Source organism: Thauera chlorobenzoica (assembly GCF_001922305.1).
In the GTDB taxonomy this organism is placed as follows: Bacteria; Pseudomonadota; Gammaproteobacteria; order Burkholderiales; family Rhodocyclaceae; genus Thauera; species Thauera chlorobenzoica.
In genome coordinates, this window is record NZ_CP018839.1 from 3,457,796 (window position 1) to 3,476,263 (window position 18,468).

Here is an 18,468-nt window from a genome sequence, read left to right on the forward strand (position 1 = left end):
GCTGGGCGAAGGCCCGCGCCGCGCCGCCGCCCGGTGCGAAAAACCGCACAGCGGGCGCAGCGGCCATGGACCGGCCCGCATCCACTGCGATAGCATCCCCGCCTCGCCAATCGCCGCCTCCGGGAAAAGCCGCCCGCACCGCCGCCCGCCCTGAATGCTGCGGGCAAGCAGCGGGCAGGGCAATCCGGAAAATTCCCCGCCCGCCTCTAAGGATTTGGCGCGGGCCGGCCGATAGTGTTGGGGCGTCATCCCCCGAACGCGCCATACCGACTACGGCAAAAAGATGAGGAAGAAGGACCCCCCGTGCTGATTCGCACACAGCAATGGCTGATCGCCGCCGCCACCACCGTGGCCGTGGCGGCGATCGCGTGGGCATGGACGGAGTCATCGGCCGGATTCCGCCTCGAGCTCGAGCGCAGCCGGCTCGCCACCCGGATCTGGACGGCAGGCACCGCCCACCTTCGCCTGCACACGTCCACCTTTCTCGACAACGCCTCCGTTCAGGCCCAGGTCGACTGGCGCGAGAGCCACGCCGAACTGGCCCGCCTGCTCGCCACCGATCTGCTCGACGACGCACCGGGTGCGGCGACCCTGGTCGAGTTGCGCAACGATCACGCCGTCCTCTCCCCGGTGTTCGACACCCTGGTCGAATACCGCGTCGCCGAAACCGCGAGCTGGGTCTTCGACCCGGTGAACCAGGCCCACCAGCGCGAGCTGACACGACGGATCGTGGCCCTGACCGAGCGCATCGCCGAAGGCAGCGGGACGCTGATGGCGCAGAGCCAGCAGCGGCTTGCGACGCTCCAGCACCGGCAGGAAACGCTGATGCTGGGCCTGATCCTCGCCCTCGCCTTCGCCATCGGGCTGAACTTCACCATCGTCCGCCACCAGATCCTGAAACCGGCACGTCGGCTCGAACAGGGCGCACGCGCGATCGAAGCCGGGCACTACGGTCACCGCATCGGTCTGCACCGTGCCAACGAGCTCGGCACCCTCGCCCGCGAGTTCGACCACATGGCCGAATCGCTGTCCACCACCATGGCCGCGCTGCGCCAGCAAGGTGCCCAGCTGGCGCTCGCCAACCGCGAGCTGGAAAGCTTCAGTTATTCGGTGTCGCACGACCTGCGCAGCCCCCTGCGCGGCATCGAAGGCTGGACCCGGGCCCTGCTCGAAGACTGCGGCGAACGACTCGATGCCAGCGGCCATGAATACCTCGCTCGCGTGCGCGGCGAATGCGCACGCATGAACCTGCTGATCGCCGACCTGCTGCAACTGGCCCGGGTCACCCGCGACGAACTGCAACAGGAGTGGATCGATCTTCCGGCGCTCGCCGGACAAGTCGCCGCCCGCGCTCTCGAGGCCTGTCGCGGGCGCGACATCCACTTCGATATCCAGCCCGGCATCAAAGCCTGGGGCGACCGTCGCCTGCTCGAAATCGCATTGACCAATCTGTTCGACAACGCCTGCAAGTTTTCCGCCCGCGAACTGCAGGCCCGGGTCGCATTCGGGCGCTGCGTGGCCGAAAACCCGGCGACGCAGCAGCGCGAAGAAGCCTTTTTCGTGCGCGACAATGGCGCCGGCTTCGACATGGCCCATGCGCAACGACTGTTCGGCGCCTTCCAGCGCATGCACTCCGAGAAGGAATTCCCCGGCACCGGCATCGGCCTGGCGATCGTCCACCGCATCGTCCTGCGCCACGGCGGCCACATCTGGGCCGACGCCGAGCGCGGCCGGGGCGCCTGTTTCTACTTCACCCTGCCGCCACCGCCGGGGCCGGCTCCGGCGGCCGTCCGCAGCGCCGGAGGGCATGGCTGATGGGCGAGGCACCGGCAACCGCCCCCCTCGCCGCCCTGCTCGTCGAGGACTCCGAGAGCGACGCCCTGCTCGTGTTCCGCCAGCTGCGGCGCGCGGGCTTCGACGTCCGCCACGCCCGGGTCGAGACCGCCGAAGAGCTGCGTGCTGCACTGCATCAGAGCCGCTGGGACATCGTGCTGTCCGACTGCAGCCTGCCCGGCTTCGACGCCCGCGCAGCGCTGGAGGTGCTCCACAGCAGCGGCCAGGACATTCCGTTCATCGTCATCTCGGGCACGATCGGCGACGAGACCGCGATCGAGCTGATGCGCACCGGAGCCCACGACTACCTGATGAAGGGCAACCTCACCCGCCTGGGTCCGGCCGTGCAGCGCGAGATCGGCGAAGCGCGGATGCGCGCCGAGCGCCGGCACACCCTCGCTGCGCTGCGCGACAGCGAAGCGAGCCTGCGCGAAGCGCAGCGCATCGCCGGGCTGGGGCAGTGGCGCATCGATCCTCCGGGCGGACGCCTGTGGTGCTCGGACACCTTGTATGCGCTGTTCGGCCTCGAACGCGTCGACGAACAACACGCCCGCCATGCACTGCTGACCCGCATCCACCCGGACGACCTTTGCGCCATGCGCCAGGCGCACCGCGAGCTGCAGGCCGGCGCCGAGCGTTTCGACATCGAGTACCGCATCCTCCGCACCGACGGCAGCCTGCGCCACGTGCGCGAGTGCGCCGCCCGCGCAACGGCGGAAGACGGCAGCGGCACGCGCCTGATCGGCACCCTCTACGACATCACCGCGCAAAAGGCCGCCGGCGAAGCACTGCAGACGGCAAACGCCCGCCTGCGCCGGCTCTCCGGCCGCATCCTCGACGCCCAGGAGGCGGAGCGGCGCGAAGTCGCGCGCGAACTGCACGACCAGATCGGCCAGGCCCTGACCGCAGTCAAGCTCGAGCTGCAGGGCATGGCACCCTCGATCGGGGACGATCCGGCTGCCCGCCGGCTCGCTTCGGCGATCCACATCACCGAGGAAGCGCTCGCCCAGGTCCGCGGCCTGTCGCTCAACCTGCGCCCGCCCCAGCTCGACTACATGGGGCTCGAAGCCTCGCTGCGCTGGCACGCCGAACGCCAGTGCGAGCGCGCCGGCCTGGCGCTGGCGTTCCGCTCCTCGCTGGGCTCGACACGGCTGGACACGCGCATCGAGATCGTCTGCTTCCGCCTGATGCAGGAGGCCGTCACCAACATCGTCCGTCACGCGCACGCCGGCCGCGTGGGCATCGAAGTCGGGCTGCACGGCGACCGCCTGGAGCTGGGCGTGCACGACGACGGCCACGGTTTCGACGTCGACCAGGCGCGCCGGCGCATGCTCGAAGGCAGGAGCGTCGGCCTGTTGGGCATGGAAGAGCGTGCCGCCCTGATCGGCGGCGAAGTCGCGATCGAATCCACCGCGGGCCGGGGCACCCAGGTCCGGGTCGTGCTGCCGGCAACCGGCGAGAGCCCACAAGGATAGACCGCCATGGACAAACTGCGCGTACTGCTGGCGGACGACCACAGCCTGGTGAGAGCGGGCATCCGCGCGCTGCTCGAAACGATGGCCCGGGTCGAGATCGTCGGCGAAGCCAGCGGCGGGCGGGCAGCGATCGAGCTGGTGCGCGCGCACCGTCCCGGCATCGTATTGATGGACATCGCGATGGACGACATGGATGGCCTGACCGCCACCCGCGCGATCACCGCAGAGCACCGCGCGGTGAAAGTCATCGTCCTGTCGATGCACGACACCGGCGATTTCTTCGACCAGGCGCTGCGCTGCGGGGCGCGCGGCTACCTGCTCAAGGACGCGGCGGTGGCCGAGCTGGAAATGGCGCTTTCCGCAGTCGAGCGCGGCGACGTCTACCTGAGCCCGGCGGTCTCGCGCCACGTGGTCGGCAACCTGCTGGCGCGCGGCACCACCGAAGAACGCCCTGCCGCCGTGCTGACCCCGCGCCAGAACGAGATCCTGCAGCTGATCGGCAACGGCCGCGGCACCAAGGAGATCGCCCGCCAGCTCGAACTCAGCGTCAAGACGGTGGAAGCGCACCGGGCCCAGATCATGGAGCGCCTGGGGGTGCGCGACATCGCCAACCTGCTGCTCGAAGCGGCCCGCCGCGGCCTGATCGTACTGGGACGCTGATTCCCCGGGTGCCGCCCCCTGACGCACCGGTTCGCCCCGCCCCTCCCCACCCCTAGGGCCGCCTCGGTAATCCGCCCGATGGACACGAGTGCGGATTGCCGTAGCATCGGCACTCTGACAATCCTGCCTTCACCGGGCACGAAAGACGGGACACACGGATGACGACCAAACTCGACCTGCTGCTGGTGGAGGACAATGCGAGCGATGCCGGACTGATCGTGCGCCACCTGCGAAAGGCCGGCTTCGAGTTCGATTACGTGCAGATCGACACCGAGCCGGAGCTGCGCTCGGCGCTGCAGCAGCGCCGCTGGAGTGCGGTGCTGTGCGACTACTCGCTGTGCGGTTTCGATGCCGGGGTTGCGCTCGACGCCGTGCAGCAGACCGGCTTCGACCTGCCCTTCATCGTCGTTTCGGGCGAAATCAGCGACGACAAGGCAAGCCGTCTGATGCGCGCCGGCGCCCATGATTACGTGATGAAGGACAACCTCGCCCGGCTCGCCCCCGCGCTCGCGCGCGAGCTCGACGAAGTGCATCAGCGCCGCGCCCGGCGGGCAGCCGAGCGCAGCGCGGACGAACACGCCCGCCGCCTGCAGCGCTCGCAGCAGGTAATCGACAGCCTGCGCGAAGGGATCACGGTCACCGACCTGCAGGGCACCATCGTCGACGTCAACCCGTCCTTCGAGCTCATCACCGGCTACAGCCGCGCGGAAGTGCTCGGATGCAACCCGCGCATCCTGAAATCCGGCCGCCACCCCCCGGCGTTCTATGAAACCCTGTGGCACACCCTGGTCACCACCGGCACCTGGCGCGGCGAGATCTGGAACCGGCGCAAGAACGGCGAGATCTACCCCGAGCTGCTGACGCTGAGCGCGGTCAGGGGCGACGACGGCCTGCCCACCCACTACGTCGCCGTGTTCAGCGACCTGAGCAAGGAAAAGCAGACCGAAGCGCACATCCACTGGCTGACCAATCACGACGCCCTCACCGGGCTGGCCAACCGGCAGCTGTTCATGGACCGCCTGCAGCAGGCGATCGAAGCCGCCGAAAACAGCGATCAGGACGGCGCCGCGGTGCTGCTGCTCGATCTCGACCGCTTCCGCCGGATCAACGAAAGTCTCGGCCAGGAAGCCGGAGACAAGCTCCTGCAGCACATCGCCGAACGCATTCAGTCCTGCCTCAGGGGGCGGGCCAGCGCGGCACGGCTGGGCAGCGACGAATTCCTCGTGCTGCTTCCCCAGTTCGCCGACACCGACGCCATCGCCGCCTGCGCACATCGCATCCTCGACGAGATCGCCCGCCCCTGCATGATCGGCGGCCACGAGATCAGCGTCACCGCAAGCCTGGGCATCAGCGTCTTTCCCGACGACGGGCGCAGCGCGGCCGAGCTGCTGCGCGCGGCCGAAGCCGCCCGGGCGCCGATCCGGCACGGCCATCACAACCGCCTGCACTTCTTCACCAGCGGCATGGACAACCAGGCCCGGCGCTGGATGGAAATCGAAAGCGAACTGCGCCAGGCGCTCGAGCGCCGGGAGCTGCAGCTCTACTACCAGCCGCTGCTCTGCGCCCGCGACGGCCGCATCCGCAGCCTGGAAGCCCTGGCGCGCTGGCACAGCCCGGTGCTCGGCTGGGTCTCGCCGGCCGAATTCGTGCCTGTCGCCGAGGAATCCGGCCTCATCGTCGACATCGGCGACTGGGTGCTGCGCACCGCCTGCGCCCAGGCCCGGCGCTGGCAGGACGACGGGCTGCCGCCGGTGCGGGTGGCGGTCAACGTCTCCGCCCACCAGATCGCCACCGGCGCCCTGCCCGAACGCATCCGCGAAGTGCTGGCACGCACTGGGCTTCCTGCCGGTCAGCTCGAAATCGAGCTGACCGAAAGCACGATGATGGCGGACACCGAATTCGCATCCGCCCAGGTCGAGACGATCAGCCGCATGGGCGTCAGCGTGGCGCTCGACGATTTCGGCACCGGGTATTCATCGCTCGCCTACCTCAGCCGGTTCGCGCTCAACAAGGTGAAGATCGACCGCAGCTTCGTGCACAAGCTCGCGTCCGACCCGAAAAGCACCACCATCATCGCCGCCACCGTCGGCCTCGCCCGCGGTCTGGGCCTGCAGGTGGTGGCCGAGGGCGTCGAGACCGAGGCGCAGCAACGCACCCTGATCGCTGCCGGCTGCGATGCGCTGCAAGGCTATCTGTTCAGCCCGCCGGTCGCCGCTGCCGACCTGTCCCGCCTGACCGCACTGTTCGCGCCCTGCGAACCCTACGCCACGCCCCTGCCGGGACGCTCCGCCCCCGCACCCGGCTGAGCGCCGCTCCGCGCACCGGGAGGGCCGCGCCCGCCATCGCCGCCTTCATCGCCGCACGCGCCGCACCTGCCACAGCGACCACAGGCTGGTCAGCACCAGCGCACAGCCGATCATCAGCATGCCGCCGAACTCGGTGCGGCTGGGGCGCTCGCCCAGTTCGACCCAGCCCGCAAGCACACCGACCATCGGAATGCACAGGGCCGACAAGCCCGCCATCCCGGCCGACAGGCGCTGCAACACGTACAGCCACAGCAACCAGGCCAGGCCGGTGGCGAACACCGCATTGAAGACGAGCGCACCGTAAAAGTAAGGTGTGGGGTCGATCGGCCGCGACGGCAGCAGTACCGCCACCACGCACAAGGCGAGCGCCCCGAACAGCATCTGCCAGGCAGTCAGCGCCAGCAGGTCGAACTCGCGCTCGCGGCGCATGCGCTTGGCCAGCACGACCGCCGCCGCCCAGGTCAGACCGGCGCCCAGCGCGAGCGCACTGCTCACCGGGCTGCCGCGCAAGGCCCAGGGCTCGAGGACCAGCGCCAGGCCGCAGGCGGCAATGGCAAGCGCCACCCACTGCGGGACGGACACCCGTTCGCCCAGCCCGAACCATGCCATCGGTATGACCCAGAACGGCATCGTATACACCAGCACCGCAGTCTTGCCCGCACCTCCCGCCACCACCGCCCACTGGATCAATGCGGTGAACGCCGCCGTCTGCAGCAGGCCCAGCAGCAGCATCTGGCGCGGCGCCGCCAGCGCCAGCGGCCGCCGCAGCACGGCCAGTACGACGAACAGCATCGCTGCGCCGAGGATCGTGCGGATCGCGGAGAAATCGAAAGGGTCCACGTAGGCGAGCACTTTTTTCAGCACCACCCAGTTGTAGCCCCAGATCAGGGAAAGGAGGATCAGCGCGAAAACGGCAAGGGAGGATGAACGGGGAGAACTCATTGACTCGGTGACTCTTGCACAAGGAGCGGGGTGCTTGCCTGACATCGTAGCGGATCGGGCAGCGGTTGCCGGATGCGCTCGGCTGCAGCGCCGGCAACGGGTCCGGCTCGGCGACGAGGGCCCCTTCCCACCCGGCAGATGGCGGCCGTATACGACGAAAGGCCCGCATCACGGGCCTTTCGAGTCTGACTGCGCAGTACGGGTTTACTTCTTGGCCGCAGCCAGGCCGTTGAGGATTTCCTGCCTGGCATCGTCGACCGTGCCCCAGCCCAGCACCTTGACCCACTTGCCGGGTTCGAGATCCTTGTAGTGCTCGAAGAAATGCACCGTCTGCTTCATCAGCAGCTCGGGCAGGTCGGCGGTGGTCTGCACCTTGTCGTACAGCGGCGTCAGCTTCGACACCGGCACCGCGACCACCTTGGCGTCGACGCCGCCGTCGTCTTCCATCTTCAGCACGCCGACCGGGCGGCAGCGGATGACCACGCCCGGAGCGAGCGGGAAGGGCGTGACCACCAGCACGTCCACCGGGTCGCCGTCGCCGGCGATGGTGTGCGGCACGTAGCCGTAGTTCAGCGGGTAACGCATCGAGGTGCCCATGAAGCGGTCGACGAACACCGCGCCGCTGTCCTTGTCCACTTCGAACTTGATCGGATCGCCCTGCGCGGAGATCTCGATGATGACGTTGATGTCGTTCGGCACGTCCTTGCCGGCGCTGACCAGATCGAAACCCATGATGCCCTCCCGTGGAAAAAGTGCGCGGATTATAGGGGGAGTCAGCTTGCCGGGGAATCGAAACCGGCATTCTCCACTGCCGCGCGCAGCGCCTCGATCGACACTCTGGCCGGATCGTAGCGCACCGTTGCCGAGGCGTTTTCCAGCGAAACCTGCGCATCGTCCACCCCGGCCAGCGCCTTCAGCACACCGGTCACGTTGTTCACGCAGCCACCGCAGCTCATGCCTTCGACCTTGATCGTCACTTCGCTCATTGTTTTGCTCCTTGGTTGAAAATACCGTTCCCCTGCCCCCGTCCGTTCAGCGCCCGGCCCGCCAGCGCCGCAGCAGCAGGGAGTTGCTGACCACCGATACCGAACTCATCGCCATCGCCGCACCGGCGATCACCGGGTTGAGCAGGCCGGCCGCCGCCAACGGAATGCCCAGGGCGTTATAGACGAAGGCGAAGAACAGGTTCTGGCGGATCTTGGACAGCGTGGCACGCGACAGGTCGATGGCATCGGCCACGCCGTGCAGGCTGTTGCGCACCAGGGTGATGTCGGCGGCTTCGACCGCGACGTCGGCACCGACCCCGATCGCGAACGAGACATCGGCCGCGGCCAGCGCCGGCGCATCGTTGATGCCGTCGCCGGCCATCCCGACCCGCAGCGGCGCCCGGCCCGAGCCGGCGCCGTCCGCCGCGTGGCCTGAGCGGAGCCCATCCCCGGCGCCCTCTCCGGTTTCGTTCCCCATTCCCGCGTCCAGCACCTGACCGCTGCGCAGCGCATCCACCACCGCCGCCTTGTCCCCCGGCAGCACGCCGGCACGCCACTCGGCGATGCCGGTCTGGTGGGCGATCGCCGCGGCAGTGGCCGGATGATCCCCGGTCAGCATTACCACCCGCACCCCCTTCGCCTGCAGGCGCGCCACCGCCGCGGCGGAGTCCACGCGCACGCGGTCGGCCACGCCGAGCAGGCCGACGAAGACCCCATCGACCGCGACCGCGACCAGGGTCCGGCCGCCGGCGGCCAGTGCCTCGCAGGCACCGTCAGGCAGGGCCACCCCGCGCCCGGCGAGAAAGCGCGGCGCCCCCAGCAGCACGGCACGGGATGCACCATCCACCCCGACCCGGCCTTCGACCCCCATGCCGCCCACCGCCCGCACCGCCTCCGCCGCGGGCAGGGCCGCGCCTTCGGCCTTCGCCGCCGCCACCACCGCGGCGGCAATCGGGTGGGCGCTGCCCTGCTCCAGCGCCGCCGCCACCCCCAGCAGGCGCGCGCGCGTCCACCCCGCGACCGGGTCCACGTCGCTGAGCGCGGGCTGGCCTTCGGTCAGGGTGCCGGTCTTGTCCACCGCGAGCACGGCGATGCGCTCGGCCAGTTCCAGCGCCTCGGCGTTCTTCACCAGCATCCCGGCGCGCGCGCCCTGGCCGGTGCCGACCATGATCGCGGTCGGGGTAGCGAGGCCGAGCGCGCACGGGCAGGCGATCACCAGCACCGCGACGGCATTGATCAGGGCCTGCTGAAAGTCGCCACCGGCGGCATACCAGGCGGCGAAGGTCAGCAGCGCGATCCCCACCACCACCGGCACGAACACCGCCGAGATGCGGTCGGCGAGGCGCTGCACCGGCGCCTTCGAGCCCTGGGCCTGCTCGACCAGGCGGATGATGCCGGCGAGCAGGGTGTGCGCGCCGACCCCGGTGGCGCGGCAGCGCAGCAGGCCGTTGCCGTTGATCGTGGCGGCGAACACGGTGTCGCCGGCGCGCTTGTCGATCGGCAGGCTCTCGCCGGTGAGCATCGCTTCGCTCACCGCCGACTCACCGCGCTCGACGATGCCGTCGACCGGCACCGCGTCGCCCGGGCGCAGCACGAAGGCGTCGCCCGGGCGCAGGGACTCGACCGGAACCTCGACCACTTCGCCGTCGCGCTCGATGCGCGCCATCTTCGGCTGCAGCCGCAGCAGGGCGTCGAGCGCCGCGGTGGTGCGCGCCTTGGCACGCGCCTCGAGCAGCTTGCCGAGCAGCACGAGGGTAATGATCATCGCCGAGGCCTCGAAATAGACGTGCAGATCGTGGCGACCGGCAAGGGTCACGAACACGCTGTAGGCGTAGGCCGCACTGGTGCCGAGCACGACCAGCACATCCATGTTCGCCCCCCCGCCCTTCACCGCCGCCCACGCGCCACGGTAGAAGCGCGCCCCGATCCAGAACTGCACCGGCGTGGCGAGCAGCAGCTGCAGTCCGCGCGGGACGAAGTCGTGGTGGATCTCGCCCCCCGGCCACAAACCGAACATCGCCGGCATCTGCGCCGCCAGGGGCAGGGTGAGTAGTGCGGCGATCCAGAAATGCCTGAACTCGACGCGCCACACGGCGTGCTGGCGGGCGCGCTCGGCCTCGCGCTCGAGCCGGCGGGCGTCGCTCGCGCCGAAGCCGGCACGCTCGACCGCGGCGATCGCCTGCTCCAGGCTCAGGGCGCCAGGGGCGAAGCGCAGGATGGCGCGTTCGGTGGCGAGGTTGACCGCGGCCTGAACCCCGGGCAGGCGGTTGAGCACCTTTTCCAGCCGGCTCGAGCAGGCGGCACAGGTCATCCCGGTGATGGCCAGTTCCAGGGAATCAGCGGCCGGCACCGGCGTGGCGTGCGGCGGCAGGTTCAGCGTGGCGTGCGACATGGCGGCCCCTCTTGCGCGGATGATCGATGACGCGCAGTGTAAACCCCGTACCGAAGTACGGAGTCAACATCCATGGACCAGAATGTCGCACCGACGTTCACCATCGGCACCCTGGCCAGGGCCGCCGGGGTCGGCGTCGAGACCATCCGCTACTATCAGCGCCGCGGCCTGCTCGCCGAGCCGGCCCCCGCGCGCGGCGCCTACCGTGCCTACGGCACGGCCGAACTCGCCCGCCTGCGGGCGATCCGCCGCGCCCAGCAGCTCGGTTTCTCGCTCGAGGAAATCGACGGCCTGCTGGCGCTCAACGCCGACACCGACCGTGAGCGCGCCCGCGCCGCCGCCCAGGCCAAGATCGGGCTGATCGAAGCCCGCATCCGCCAGCTGCAGGAGATGCGCGACGCGCTCGCCGAACTGGTGCAGTGCTGCCGCCACAGCGACGCCGCTACCCCCTGCCCGATCCTGCGCGCACTGTCAGGGGACCATGTGTCAGCCGCTGCGGCAGGCTCACAGGCAGACAATACCGCGCCACAGAGCGCCACCGAGGGTGGGCGCGTGGTACAGGCCGAACAGGCCGAAGCCGAGCACGAGCAGGCCGGAAGCCAGGCGCACCTTGCTGCTGCGGGTGAACGCGCGGAACTTCAGGAACAGCATCCCCGCCAGCAGCAGGTTGGGCAGCGTGCCCAGGCCGAACGCCAGCATCAGCCCGGCACCGCGCGCGCCTGAGCCGCTCACCAGGGCGGTGGCGAGGATCGAGTAGGTGAGCCCGCAGGGGATGAAGCCCCACAGCAGCCCAAGGGGCAAGGCCTGCCGCACCGAACGCGCCGGCAGGAAGCGGCGGGTGGCGGGCTTGATCTGCCGCCACACGACATGGCCGGCGCGCTCGAGCGGAGCCAGCGGGCGGGTGAAGCCGGTGAGGTAGAGGCCGAGCGCGACCAGCATCAGGTTCGCCAGCACGTACAGCGTCATCTGTACCGGCAGCATACCGTCGTAGACCATGCCGACCGACCCGAGCGCGCCGACCAGCCCGCCCAGCACCGTATAGGTGGCGATGCGGCCGAGGTTGTAGGCCAGATGCAGCGACCATTGCGGCTTGCTGCCCGGCGAGCGCAGCTGCAGGGTGAGGGCGCCGACGATGCCGCCGCACATCGACACGCAATGCGTGCCGCCGAGCAGGCCGATCAGAAAGACAGCGAAATAGCCGGTATCGGGCATGGCACACGGGGCATGGGGCAGGCGTCTCAGGGATGGCTGAAGCGGCATTTTACGCCGCAGTGCAGCATCCTGCCCGCCCGATTTCGCTTCGCTGAAGCGGCGGAATCAACGCCCCGCAACCGCTGCTTCCGCCCCGCATGACCGGCCCGTGTCGGCCGCCTGCCGCCCCGGCAGTCGATGCGAAGGGCGGGGTCAGATCACCCGCGAGTAGCGTGCGCGCTCGCGGTCGGCGCGCAGGTAGCGGTCGAACACCATCGCGATGCCACGCACCAGCAGGCGACCGGCCGGCTGTACGGTGATCCAGTCGCCCTCGATCTTCACCAGCCCGGCCTTTTCCATTTCCTTCAGGTCGGCGAGCTCTTCGGCGAAGTAATCGCGGAAATCGACCAGATGGGCGATCTCGATCGACTGCATCGACAGCTCGAAGTGGCACATCAGCGCCTGGATGATCGAACGCCGCAGCAGATCGTCGGCAGTCAGCTCGATGCCGCGCAGCACCGGCAGCTCGTCGCGGTCGAGGGCGTCGTAATACTCGTCCAGGGTCTTGACGTTCTGCGCATAAACCGGGCCGATCTTGCCGATCGCCGACACCCCGAAGGCGAGCAGATCGCACTCGGCCTGCGTCGAATAGCCCTGGAAGTTGCGGTGCAGGCGGCCCTGGCGCTGGGCCACGGTGAGTTCGTCATCGGGCTTGGCGAAGTGGTCCATGCCGATGTAGACGTAGCCCGCTTCGGTGAGGCGGCGGATGCCCAGCTGCAGCAGCTGCAGCTTGGTGTCGGCGCTGGGCATGTCGCTGGAATGGATGCGGCGCTGCGGCTTGAACAGCCCGGGCAGGTGGGCGTAGCTGTAGAGCGAAATGCGATCGGGCGAGATCTGCAGCACCTGCTCGAGGCTGCGGTTGAAACTGATCACGTTCTGCTTGGGCAGGCCGTAGATCAGGTCCATGCTGACCGACTTGAACCCGGTCTGGCGCGCGGCATCGATGACGAGCTGGGTTTCCTCGAAACTTTGCACACGGTTGACCGCCCGCTGCACATCCTCGGCGAAATCCTGCACGCCGACACTCATGCGGTTGAAGCCGAGCTCGGCGAGCAGCTTGACGGTATCGAAATCGACCTTGCGCGGATCGACTTCGATCGAGTATTCGCCGTTGGGCACCAGGGTGAAATGCTCGCGCACCGAAGCCATCAGCTCGCGCATCTCGTCGTGCGAGAGGAAGGTCGGGGTGCCTCCACCCAGGTGAAGCTGCGTCACCTGCCGGCTGCCCTCAAGGCAGGCAGCCTGCATTTCGATTTCTTTAGCCAGGTATTTCAGATACTTGGCAGAACGACCGTGATCCTTGGTGATGATCTTGTTGCAGGCGCAGTAGTAGCAGATCGTGTTGCAGAACGGGATGTGGAAGTATAATGAAAGCGGTCTGCTTACCCCGCCGATGGCCCGTTTTGCCAGCCAGGCCTTCAGTGCGTCGGCGTTGAAGGCCTCGACGAAGCGGTCCGCTGTCGGGTAAGAGGTATACCGCGGCCCGTTGATATCGAATCTACGGATCAGTTGCGGATCGAAGAGGAGTTCGTTCTGGCTTTTCATGATCTAGCTGCTGCTGTGTGTGACGAACAATGGCAGAACGCCTGATTTTTTTGGTTGACGTGGGTCAACGGGTGTGGAATGCCGGGCGCCCGGGGTCTCCATCGGGGTCATTTGTCGGGGAGGCCGGATTATCGTGCAGATGAGGGCGACAGTGCCAATTACCGTAAGCGGACTCAAGTCTGCCTGTTCGCAGTGCAATCTGGTGGAGCTGTGCCTGCCTTTCGGGCTGTCCAACAGCGAGCTGAACCGCCTCGACGAGCTCGTCGGTGCGCGACGCAAGATCAAGCGCCAGCACAACCTTTACCACGCGGGTGACCCGTTCGAGGCGATCTACGCCATCCGTGCCGGCTCGTTCAAGACCGATGTGCTGCTCGAAGACGGCCGCGAGCAGGTCACCGGCTTCCAGATGACCGGCGAGATCCTCGGCCTGGACGGGATCAGCACCGAGGTCCATTCCTGCAATTCGGTCGCGCTCGAAGACAGCGAAGTCTGCGTGATCCCTTACGACAAGCTCGAGCAGATGTCGCACGAGGTCGAAGGGCTGCAGCTGCAGTTCCACAAGGTGATGAGCCGCGAGATCGTGCGCGATCACGGGGTGATGATGCTGCTCGGCTCAATGCGGGCCGAGGAGCGCCTGGCGGCCTTCCTGCTGAACATGTCGCAGCGGTTCACCGCGCGCGGCTTCTCCGCCCAGGAGTTCAACCTGCGCATGACGCGGGAAGAGATCGGCTCCTACCTCGGTCTGAAACTGGAAACGGTGTCGCGCGCGTTCTCGCGTTTCCAGGACGAAGGCCTGATCGCCGTGCAGCAAAAGCACGTCCGCCTGCTCGAGCCGGCACGGCTGAAGAGCCTCATCCAGCACCAGCCAGGCGCGCGCTGAGCGCTGCCGGCGGGGAGGTTTTCCCGCCGCCCGGACTCAGGCGAAGAACCCCGCCATGTTCTTGGTGATGGCGATCGACACGATCCAGGCATACACCAGCAGCGCACCGACGAAGGCGGTGGTCCGCACCGCCGGCGTTCTGCCGCGCTTGAGCGCCACGGTGCCCAGGAGGATGTAGGCGATCAGCCCGAAGACTTTCGCCGTGACCCAGTCGGCCGCAAACGGGTATTGCCCGATCATGATCGCGAGGCTGATCGCACTGAGCAGCAACAGGCTGTCGACAACGTGGGGCAGCACCCGGGTCAATGGCCGCTGAAGCAGCGGGCTGCCGGTAAACATCCACAGCCCGCGGAGCAGAAAGCCCGTTGCGCTGAGTACGACGCAGGTCACATGAAGATGCTTGATTGTGTAGTACATCCGTCCCCTTTCAACGAAAGAAACCCGAGCTCCGGTGCGAGTCCGCGCCCCGGCCTCGATTAAAATTGCGCCTCGATACGGAGAGCCCGCCGATGCCCCCCCATGCCCCGCTCGACATACCCGCCCTGCTCAGACGCATCCCGCTGTTCAGCGAACTGTCCGACACCGACATCGAGCGCGTTTCGCGCTACACCCGCGAACGCCACGTCTCGCGCGGCGAAGTGCTGTTTCAGCGCGGAGACCAGCCGCACGGCTTCTACTTCGTGGTGTCGGGCCAGGTCAAGCTGGCCTTCTCGTCGTCCCAAGGGACCGAGAAGGTCGTCGAAATCATCGGCCCGATGCAAAGTTTCGGCGAGGCGGTGATGTTCATGAACCACCCCTACCCGGTGTTTTCCGAAGCCCTTGCCGATACCGTGCTGGTGCATGTCAGCCAGGCGGTGGTCAGCGAGATGATCGAACAGGATGCGACCTTTGCCAGCAAGCTCCTTGCCGGCCTGTCGATCCGGCTCCACGGCCTGATCCAGGACGTCGAAACCTATTCGCTGCGCTCGAGCATGCAGCGCGTGATCGGCTATCTGCTCCAGGTCGCCGACAGTGACGAACCCTGCGAAATTTCGCTGCCGACGAGCAAGCAGGTGATTGCGTCCCGCCTCAACCTCACCCCTGAAACCCTGTCGCGTATCTTTCACGACCTCAGCGAAGTCGGCCTGATCAGTGTGCAGGGCAAGCGCATCACCTTGCACGACCCTGCCCGCCTGGCGCGTTACAACGCCTGAGCGCGAAACCTCACCCACCGGCCGGCGCTGCGCCCGGCTTCTTGCCGCGCGCGCGTGCAGGAGCGACGGCGACTCCCCCGCTTCCACGCTGCGCCCGCTGCAGTACCCTTCATCGCTCATCGCGGCGCCCCCTCCACCCGGTGAGGCGATCAACCCAGAAGGTAGGGGACGAGCGGCTCGGCCACCGTGAGGGCGGGCCAGCCAAGCTCGTGTTCGGCAGCGACGGCGAACGCCGCCGCCGCTTCGGCCTCGCCATGCACGATGAAAGTCCTGCGCGGCGCCGCCTCAAAATGGCGCAACCAGTTCAGCAGCGCAGGCTGGTCGGCGTGCGCCGACAGACCGCCGATGGTGTGGATGCGCGCCTGCACCGTGATGCGCTCGCCGAACAGGCTGACCTGGCGTGCGCCATCGACCAGACGCCGCCCCAAGGTGCCCGCCGCCTGGAAGCCGGTGATGACAATCGCGCATTCGCGGCGGCCGAGGTTGTAGCGCAGATGGTGCCTGATGCGCCCGGCGTCGCACATCCCGCTGGCCGAGATGATCACCAGCCCGCCACCGACGCTGTTGAGTGCCATCGACTCCTCGACGTCCTGGACGAAACGCAGCCGGAAGCGGTCCGTGTTGCGCTGTGTCCAGGCGTACAACTCGCGAGTCTCGTCGTCCCACAGGTCGGCATGACGAACCGTCAACTGGGTCGCCGCGGCGGCCATCGGCGAGTCGACCACGACATCGAGCCGCTCGATGCGCCCCGAGCGCACGAGTTCGGCAAGCACGAACAGCATTTCCTGGGTGCGGCCGACGGCAAAGGCCGGGATGATGACATTGCCGCCAGCCTGCTGCAGGGTATGGCGCAAAATGGCGGCGAGTTCGACGCATGTAGCATCGAAGGAGCGGTGGGCGCGATTTCCGTAGGTGGACTCGATGCACAGGTAGTCGGCGCGGCGAATCGGGGTCGGGTCGTGGAGCACCGGACGCATCGGCTGGCCGAGGTCGCCGGACACGACCAGGCTGCGGGTATGCCCCCCGACGTCGATCTCGATCTCGATCACGGCGGAGCCCAGGATATGCCCGGCATCGCGAAAACGGCAGCGCACCCCTGGCCCCGGCTCGTACGGCGTATCGTAGGAAACCGCACGCAAGCGCCCCAGGCTGCTCCGCGCCTGCTCCACGGTATACAGTGGGGTCGGCTCCACCCTGCGTCGGGCCTTGCGCGCACGGGCGTTGCGCAAGGCCCATTCGGCCTCTTTTTCCTGGATGTGGGCCGAGTCCATCAGCATGACGCCGAGCAGATCGACAGTGGCCGCGGTAGCGTAGATGCAGCGCTTGTAGCCGAGCGCCACCAGCCGGGGTACCAGCCCGCTGTGATCGAGGTGGGCGTGGGTGAGGAGGACGAAATCGATCCCTCGCAGGTCGAAATCGAGGGCTTGCCGATTCTTGCGATCGGCCTCGCGCCCGCCCTGGAACAGACCGCAATCGACGAGGAAGCTCCCGCCCTCATGGTCTACCCGCAGGCAGGAACCGGTGACCTCGCCGGCTGCCCCATAAAAAGTGAGTTTCATGTCCGCACCTCTGTTGGAAGGGACTGTGCGGCAGTCGATCGTATGCGTGTTTGATCCTCGTCAATCATTGCAAACCGCTGCCCGTCGCTATAATCGAAGCACCAACAACCCAATGGGACGCCTCGCCATGTTCAAGCATATCCTCGTACCGACGGATGGATCCGCCCTCTCCGAAGCCACGGCCGCTCGCGCCGTATCCTTCGCCAAGGAGGCGGGAGCGAGAATCACCTTCTTTTACGCGCAGCCCGACTTTCCGATGCCGATCTACGGCGAAGGTGCCCTGATCGATCCCACCACTCCGGAGCAGTTCGCCAAGTCGGCCGCCGCCGAAGCGGAGGGCATCCTCTCGAAGGCAAAACAGGCGGCCGATGCCGCAGGCGTCTCGGCCGACACCGACACCCTGGTCAATGAAGTCCCTTACGAGGCCATCATCGACGCCGCGGACCGCCACGGCTGCGACCTGATCTTCATGGCCTCGCACGGGCGCCGCGGCATCGCCGGCCTGCTGCTCGGCAGCGAAACGCAGAAAGTGCTCACCCACAGCAAGACCCCGGTTCTGGTCTGCCGCTGACCAGCCGGCACCCACAGCGCAGGGCGGAATGGCTCCGGCACGGGGCGATTCCGCCCTGTTTTCGATGCCGGCGGGCTATCGTTTGCGGTTGATCTGGCGCGCAGAGCGCTGCAGGAAGACCGTGCCCAGGCTCGAGGCCGCGCAGACCAGCCAGAAGCAGAAGAAGGCGATCGAATAGGTCGCGACCGGCCCGAAGTCGACGGGTTCGCCGAACAGGTAAAGCGTGCGGGGATCGATCACGAGAAAAAAAACCGCTTCAGCGATGGCCGCAACCAGGAATGAGGGCCACAGCACCTGTATCCACTTTTGCATCGGACCTCCCTCTCGTCGTTTGCGTCATCCCGGCGTGCTCGCACCGCGGAAGTCACGCATCCGGAGCAATCGTGATTGCCGACTCGGTCGGCAGGTAGGCCGATCCGCTCATGCGCCAGTGCTGCGCCTCGTCTTCGATCACGAACAGCCAGCGTCCCGTGGCCAGGGTTTTCAACCCGGTTTCGAACACGCCCGCTGTTCCACTGAGGACATGCGACTGATCCTGCCCCCCGCGCGTCGGATGGACGATGGTCAGGACGATCCGCTGCGGCACATCGGCGGGAAGTGCCGCGCCCATTTCGATGCGGATCGATTCGCTGCGTACCTGCAGGGCGGCGATCAGGCCAAGCTCGCGGGCGCGCTCGACCCGCTCGATGGTGTGCACAATGGCCCGCCCTTCCTTGTAGTAGTCGTCCACCACCATGCCATCGAAGGTCTTCGCCGCGATCACGAAGGTGATCACGCCGGCGATCACCGCGATCGCGGGAAAGGCGATCAGGAACCACGGCCAGCCCTGGCGGTACCAGGGCGGAGGAGTCTTTTGAGTCAAGGTCGTATTCATC

Annotated in this window: 17 protein-coding genes and 1 pseudogene; 8 read left to right on the forward strand and 10 right to left on the reverse strand. The window is 67.7% G+C overall.

Translation table 11 applies throughout. The features are described from left to right. Positions 1 to 303: 303 nt before the first annotated feature. The 4 genes from Tchl_RS16135 to Tchl_RS16150 all read left to right on the forward strand — a co-directional run bounded on the left by Tchl_RS16135 (position 304) and on the right by Tchl_RS16150 (position 6,274). Positions 304 to 1,815, forward strand: a complete 1,512-nt coding sequence (locus Tchl_RS16135; protein ID WP_075149258.1) for a sensor histidine kinase — start codon at positions 304 to 306, stop codon at positions 1,813 to 1,815. Continuing rightward, complete coding sequence (locus tag Tchl_RS16140; RefSeq protein ID WP_075149259.1) at positions 1,815 to 3,308, forward strand: hybrid sensor histidine kinase/response regulator; 1,494 nt, start codon at positions 1,815 to 1,817, stop codon at positions 3,306 to 3,308. The genes Tchl_RS16135 and Tchl_RS16140 overlap by 1 nt, the downstream gene beginning before the upstream one ends. Positions 3,309 to 3,314: 6 nt before the next feature. Then, positions 3,315 to 3,968, forward strand: a complete 654-nt coding sequence (locus tag Tchl_RS16145; RefSeq protein WP_075149260.1) for a response regulator — start codon at positions 3,315 to 3,317, stop codon at positions 3,966 to 3,968. A 158-nt stretch (positions 3,969 to 4,126) separates the two neighbouring features. Beyond that, a complete protein-coding gene (locus Tchl_RS16150) occupies positions 4,127 to 6,274 on the forward strand; it encodes a putative bifunctional diguanylate cyclase/phosphodiesterase (RefSeq protein ID WP_075149261.1) in 2,148 nt (715 codons plus the stop codon). Positions 6,275 to 6,319: 45 nt separating this feature from the next. On the opposite strand, the gene Tchl_RS16155 is transcribed toward Tchl_RS16150, so the two are convergent. The 4 genes from Tchl_RS16155 to Tchl_RS16170 form a co-directional block, all read right to left on the reverse strand. Then, positions 6,320 to 7,216: a DMT family transporter gene (locus Tchl_RS16155; protein WP_075149262.1), complete on the reverse strand. Its 897-nt coding sequence runs from the start codon at positions 7,214 to 7,216 to the stop codon at positions 6,320 to 6,322. 204 nt (positions 7,217 to 7,420) lie between these two features. Continuing rightward, positions 7,421 to 7,948 (reverse strand): inorganic diphosphatase, encoded by a 528-nt coding sequence (ppa, locus tag Tchl_RS16160; protein WP_075149263.1) that lies wholly within the window; start codon positions 7,946 to 7,948, stop codon positions 7,421 to 7,423. A 41-nt stretch (positions 7,949 to 7,989) separates the two neighbouring features. Continuing rightward, entirely contained in the window at positions 7,990 to 8,202 is a 213-nt protein-coding gene (locus Tchl_RS16165; protein WP_075149264.1) for a heavy-metal-associated domain-containing protein, read from the reverse strand. A 46-nt stretch (positions 8,203 to 8,248) separates the two neighbouring features. Then, positions 8,249 to 10,594: a heavy metal translocating P-type ATPase gene (locus Tchl_RS16170; RefSeq protein ID WP_075149265.1), complete on the reverse strand. Its 2,346-nt coding sequence runs from the start codon at positions 10,592 to 10,594 to the stop codon at positions 8,249 to 8,251. A 72-nt stretch (positions 10,595 to 10,666) separates the two neighbouring features. On the opposite strand from Tchl_RS16170, the pseudogene Tchl_RS16175 reads away from it, so the two are divergent. Next, positions 10,667 to 10,996: pseudogene (locus tag Tchl_RS16175) on the forward strand (MerR family transcriptional regulator); the annotation flags it as partial. Between the two features lie 102 nt (positions 10,997 to 11,098). Here the strand turns inward: Tchl_RS16175 and Tchl_RS16180 are convergent. Both Tchl_RS16180 and hemN read right to left on the reverse strand, forming a co-directional pair. After that, the gene (locus Tchl_RS16180; RefSeq protein ID WP_075149266.1) at positions 11,099 to 11,806 is read right to left on the reverse strand and encodes a sulfite exporter TauE/SafE family protein; all 708 of its coding nucleotides are present in this window, start codon (positions 11,804 to 11,806) and stop codon (positions 11,099 to 11,101) included. Between the two features lie 192 nt (positions 11,807 to 11,998). Further along, positions 11,999 to 13,390, reverse strand: coding sequence for an oxygen-independent coproporphyrinogen III oxidase (hemN, locus tag Tchl_RS16185; protein ID WP_075149267.1), 1,392 nt, complete (start codon positions 13,388 to 13,390; stop codon positions 11,999 to 12,001). A 139-nt stretch (positions 13,391 to 13,529) separates the two neighbouring features. Between hemN and fnr the strand changes: the two genes are divergently transcribed. Then, a complete protein-coding gene (gene fnr, locus Tchl_RS16190) occupies positions 13,530 to 14,270 on the forward strand; it encodes a fumarate/nitrate reduction transcriptional regulator Fnr (RefSeq protein WP_075149268.1) in 741 nt (246 codons plus the stop codon). A 36-nt stretch (positions 14,271 to 14,306) separates the two neighbouring features. On the opposite strand, the gene Tchl_RS16195 is transcribed toward fnr, so the two are convergent. Next, positions 14,307 to 14,687 (reverse strand): SirB2 family protein, encoded by a 381-nt coding sequence (locus Tchl_RS16195; protein WP_075149269.1) that lies wholly within the window; start codon positions 14,685 to 14,687, stop codon positions 14,307 to 14,309. Between the two features lie 92 nt (positions 14,688 to 14,779). On the opposite strand from Tchl_RS16195, the gene Tchl_RS16200 reads away from it, so the two are divergent. Then, positions 14,780 to 15,463 carry a Crp/Fnr family transcriptional regulator gene (locus Tchl_RS16200; protein ID WP_075149270.1) on the forward strand — a complete coding sequence of 228 codons (684 nt, stop codon included), beginning with the start codon at positions 14,780 to 14,782 and terminating at the stop codon, positions 15,461 to 15,463. A gap of 149 nt (positions 15,464 to 15,612) precedes the next feature. On the opposite strand, the gene Tchl_RS16205 is transcribed toward Tchl_RS16200, so the two are convergent. Beyond that, positions 15,613 to 17,022, reverse strand: a complete 1,410-nt coding sequence (locus Tchl_RS16205; protein ID WP_075149271.1) for an MBL fold metallo-hydrolase RNA specificity domain-containing protein — start codon at positions 17,020 to 17,022, stop codon at positions 15,613 to 15,615. Between the two features lie 127 nt (positions 17,023 to 17,149). Here Tchl_RS16205 and Tchl_RS16210 point away from each other — a divergent pair, with 127 nt between their 5' ends. Continuing rightward, positions 17,150 to 17,593 (forward strand): universal stress protein, encoded by a 444-nt coding sequence (locus tag Tchl_RS16210; RefSeq protein WP_075149780.1) that lies wholly within the window; start codon positions 17,150 to 17,152, stop codon positions 17,591 to 17,593. Between the two features lie 75 nt (positions 17,594 to 17,668). Here the strand turns inward: Tchl_RS16210 and Tchl_RS16215 are convergent, their stop codons facing one another. Both Tchl_RS16215 and Tchl_RS16220 read right to left on the reverse strand, forming a co-directional pair. Then, positions 17,669 to 17,905, reverse strand: a complete 237-nt coding sequence (locus tag Tchl_RS16215; RefSeq protein WP_075149272.1) for a hypothetical protein — start codon at positions 17,903 to 17,905, stop codon at positions 17,669 to 17,671. A gap of 52 nt (positions 17,906 to 17,957) precedes the next feature. Continuing rightward, positions 17,958 to 18,467 (reverse strand): FixH family protein, encoded by a 510-nt coding sequence (locus Tchl_RS16220; RefSeq protein WP_075149273.1) that lies wholly within the window; start codon positions 18,465 to 18,467, stop codon positions 17,958 to 17,960. Position 18,468 lies beyond the last annotated feature (1 nt).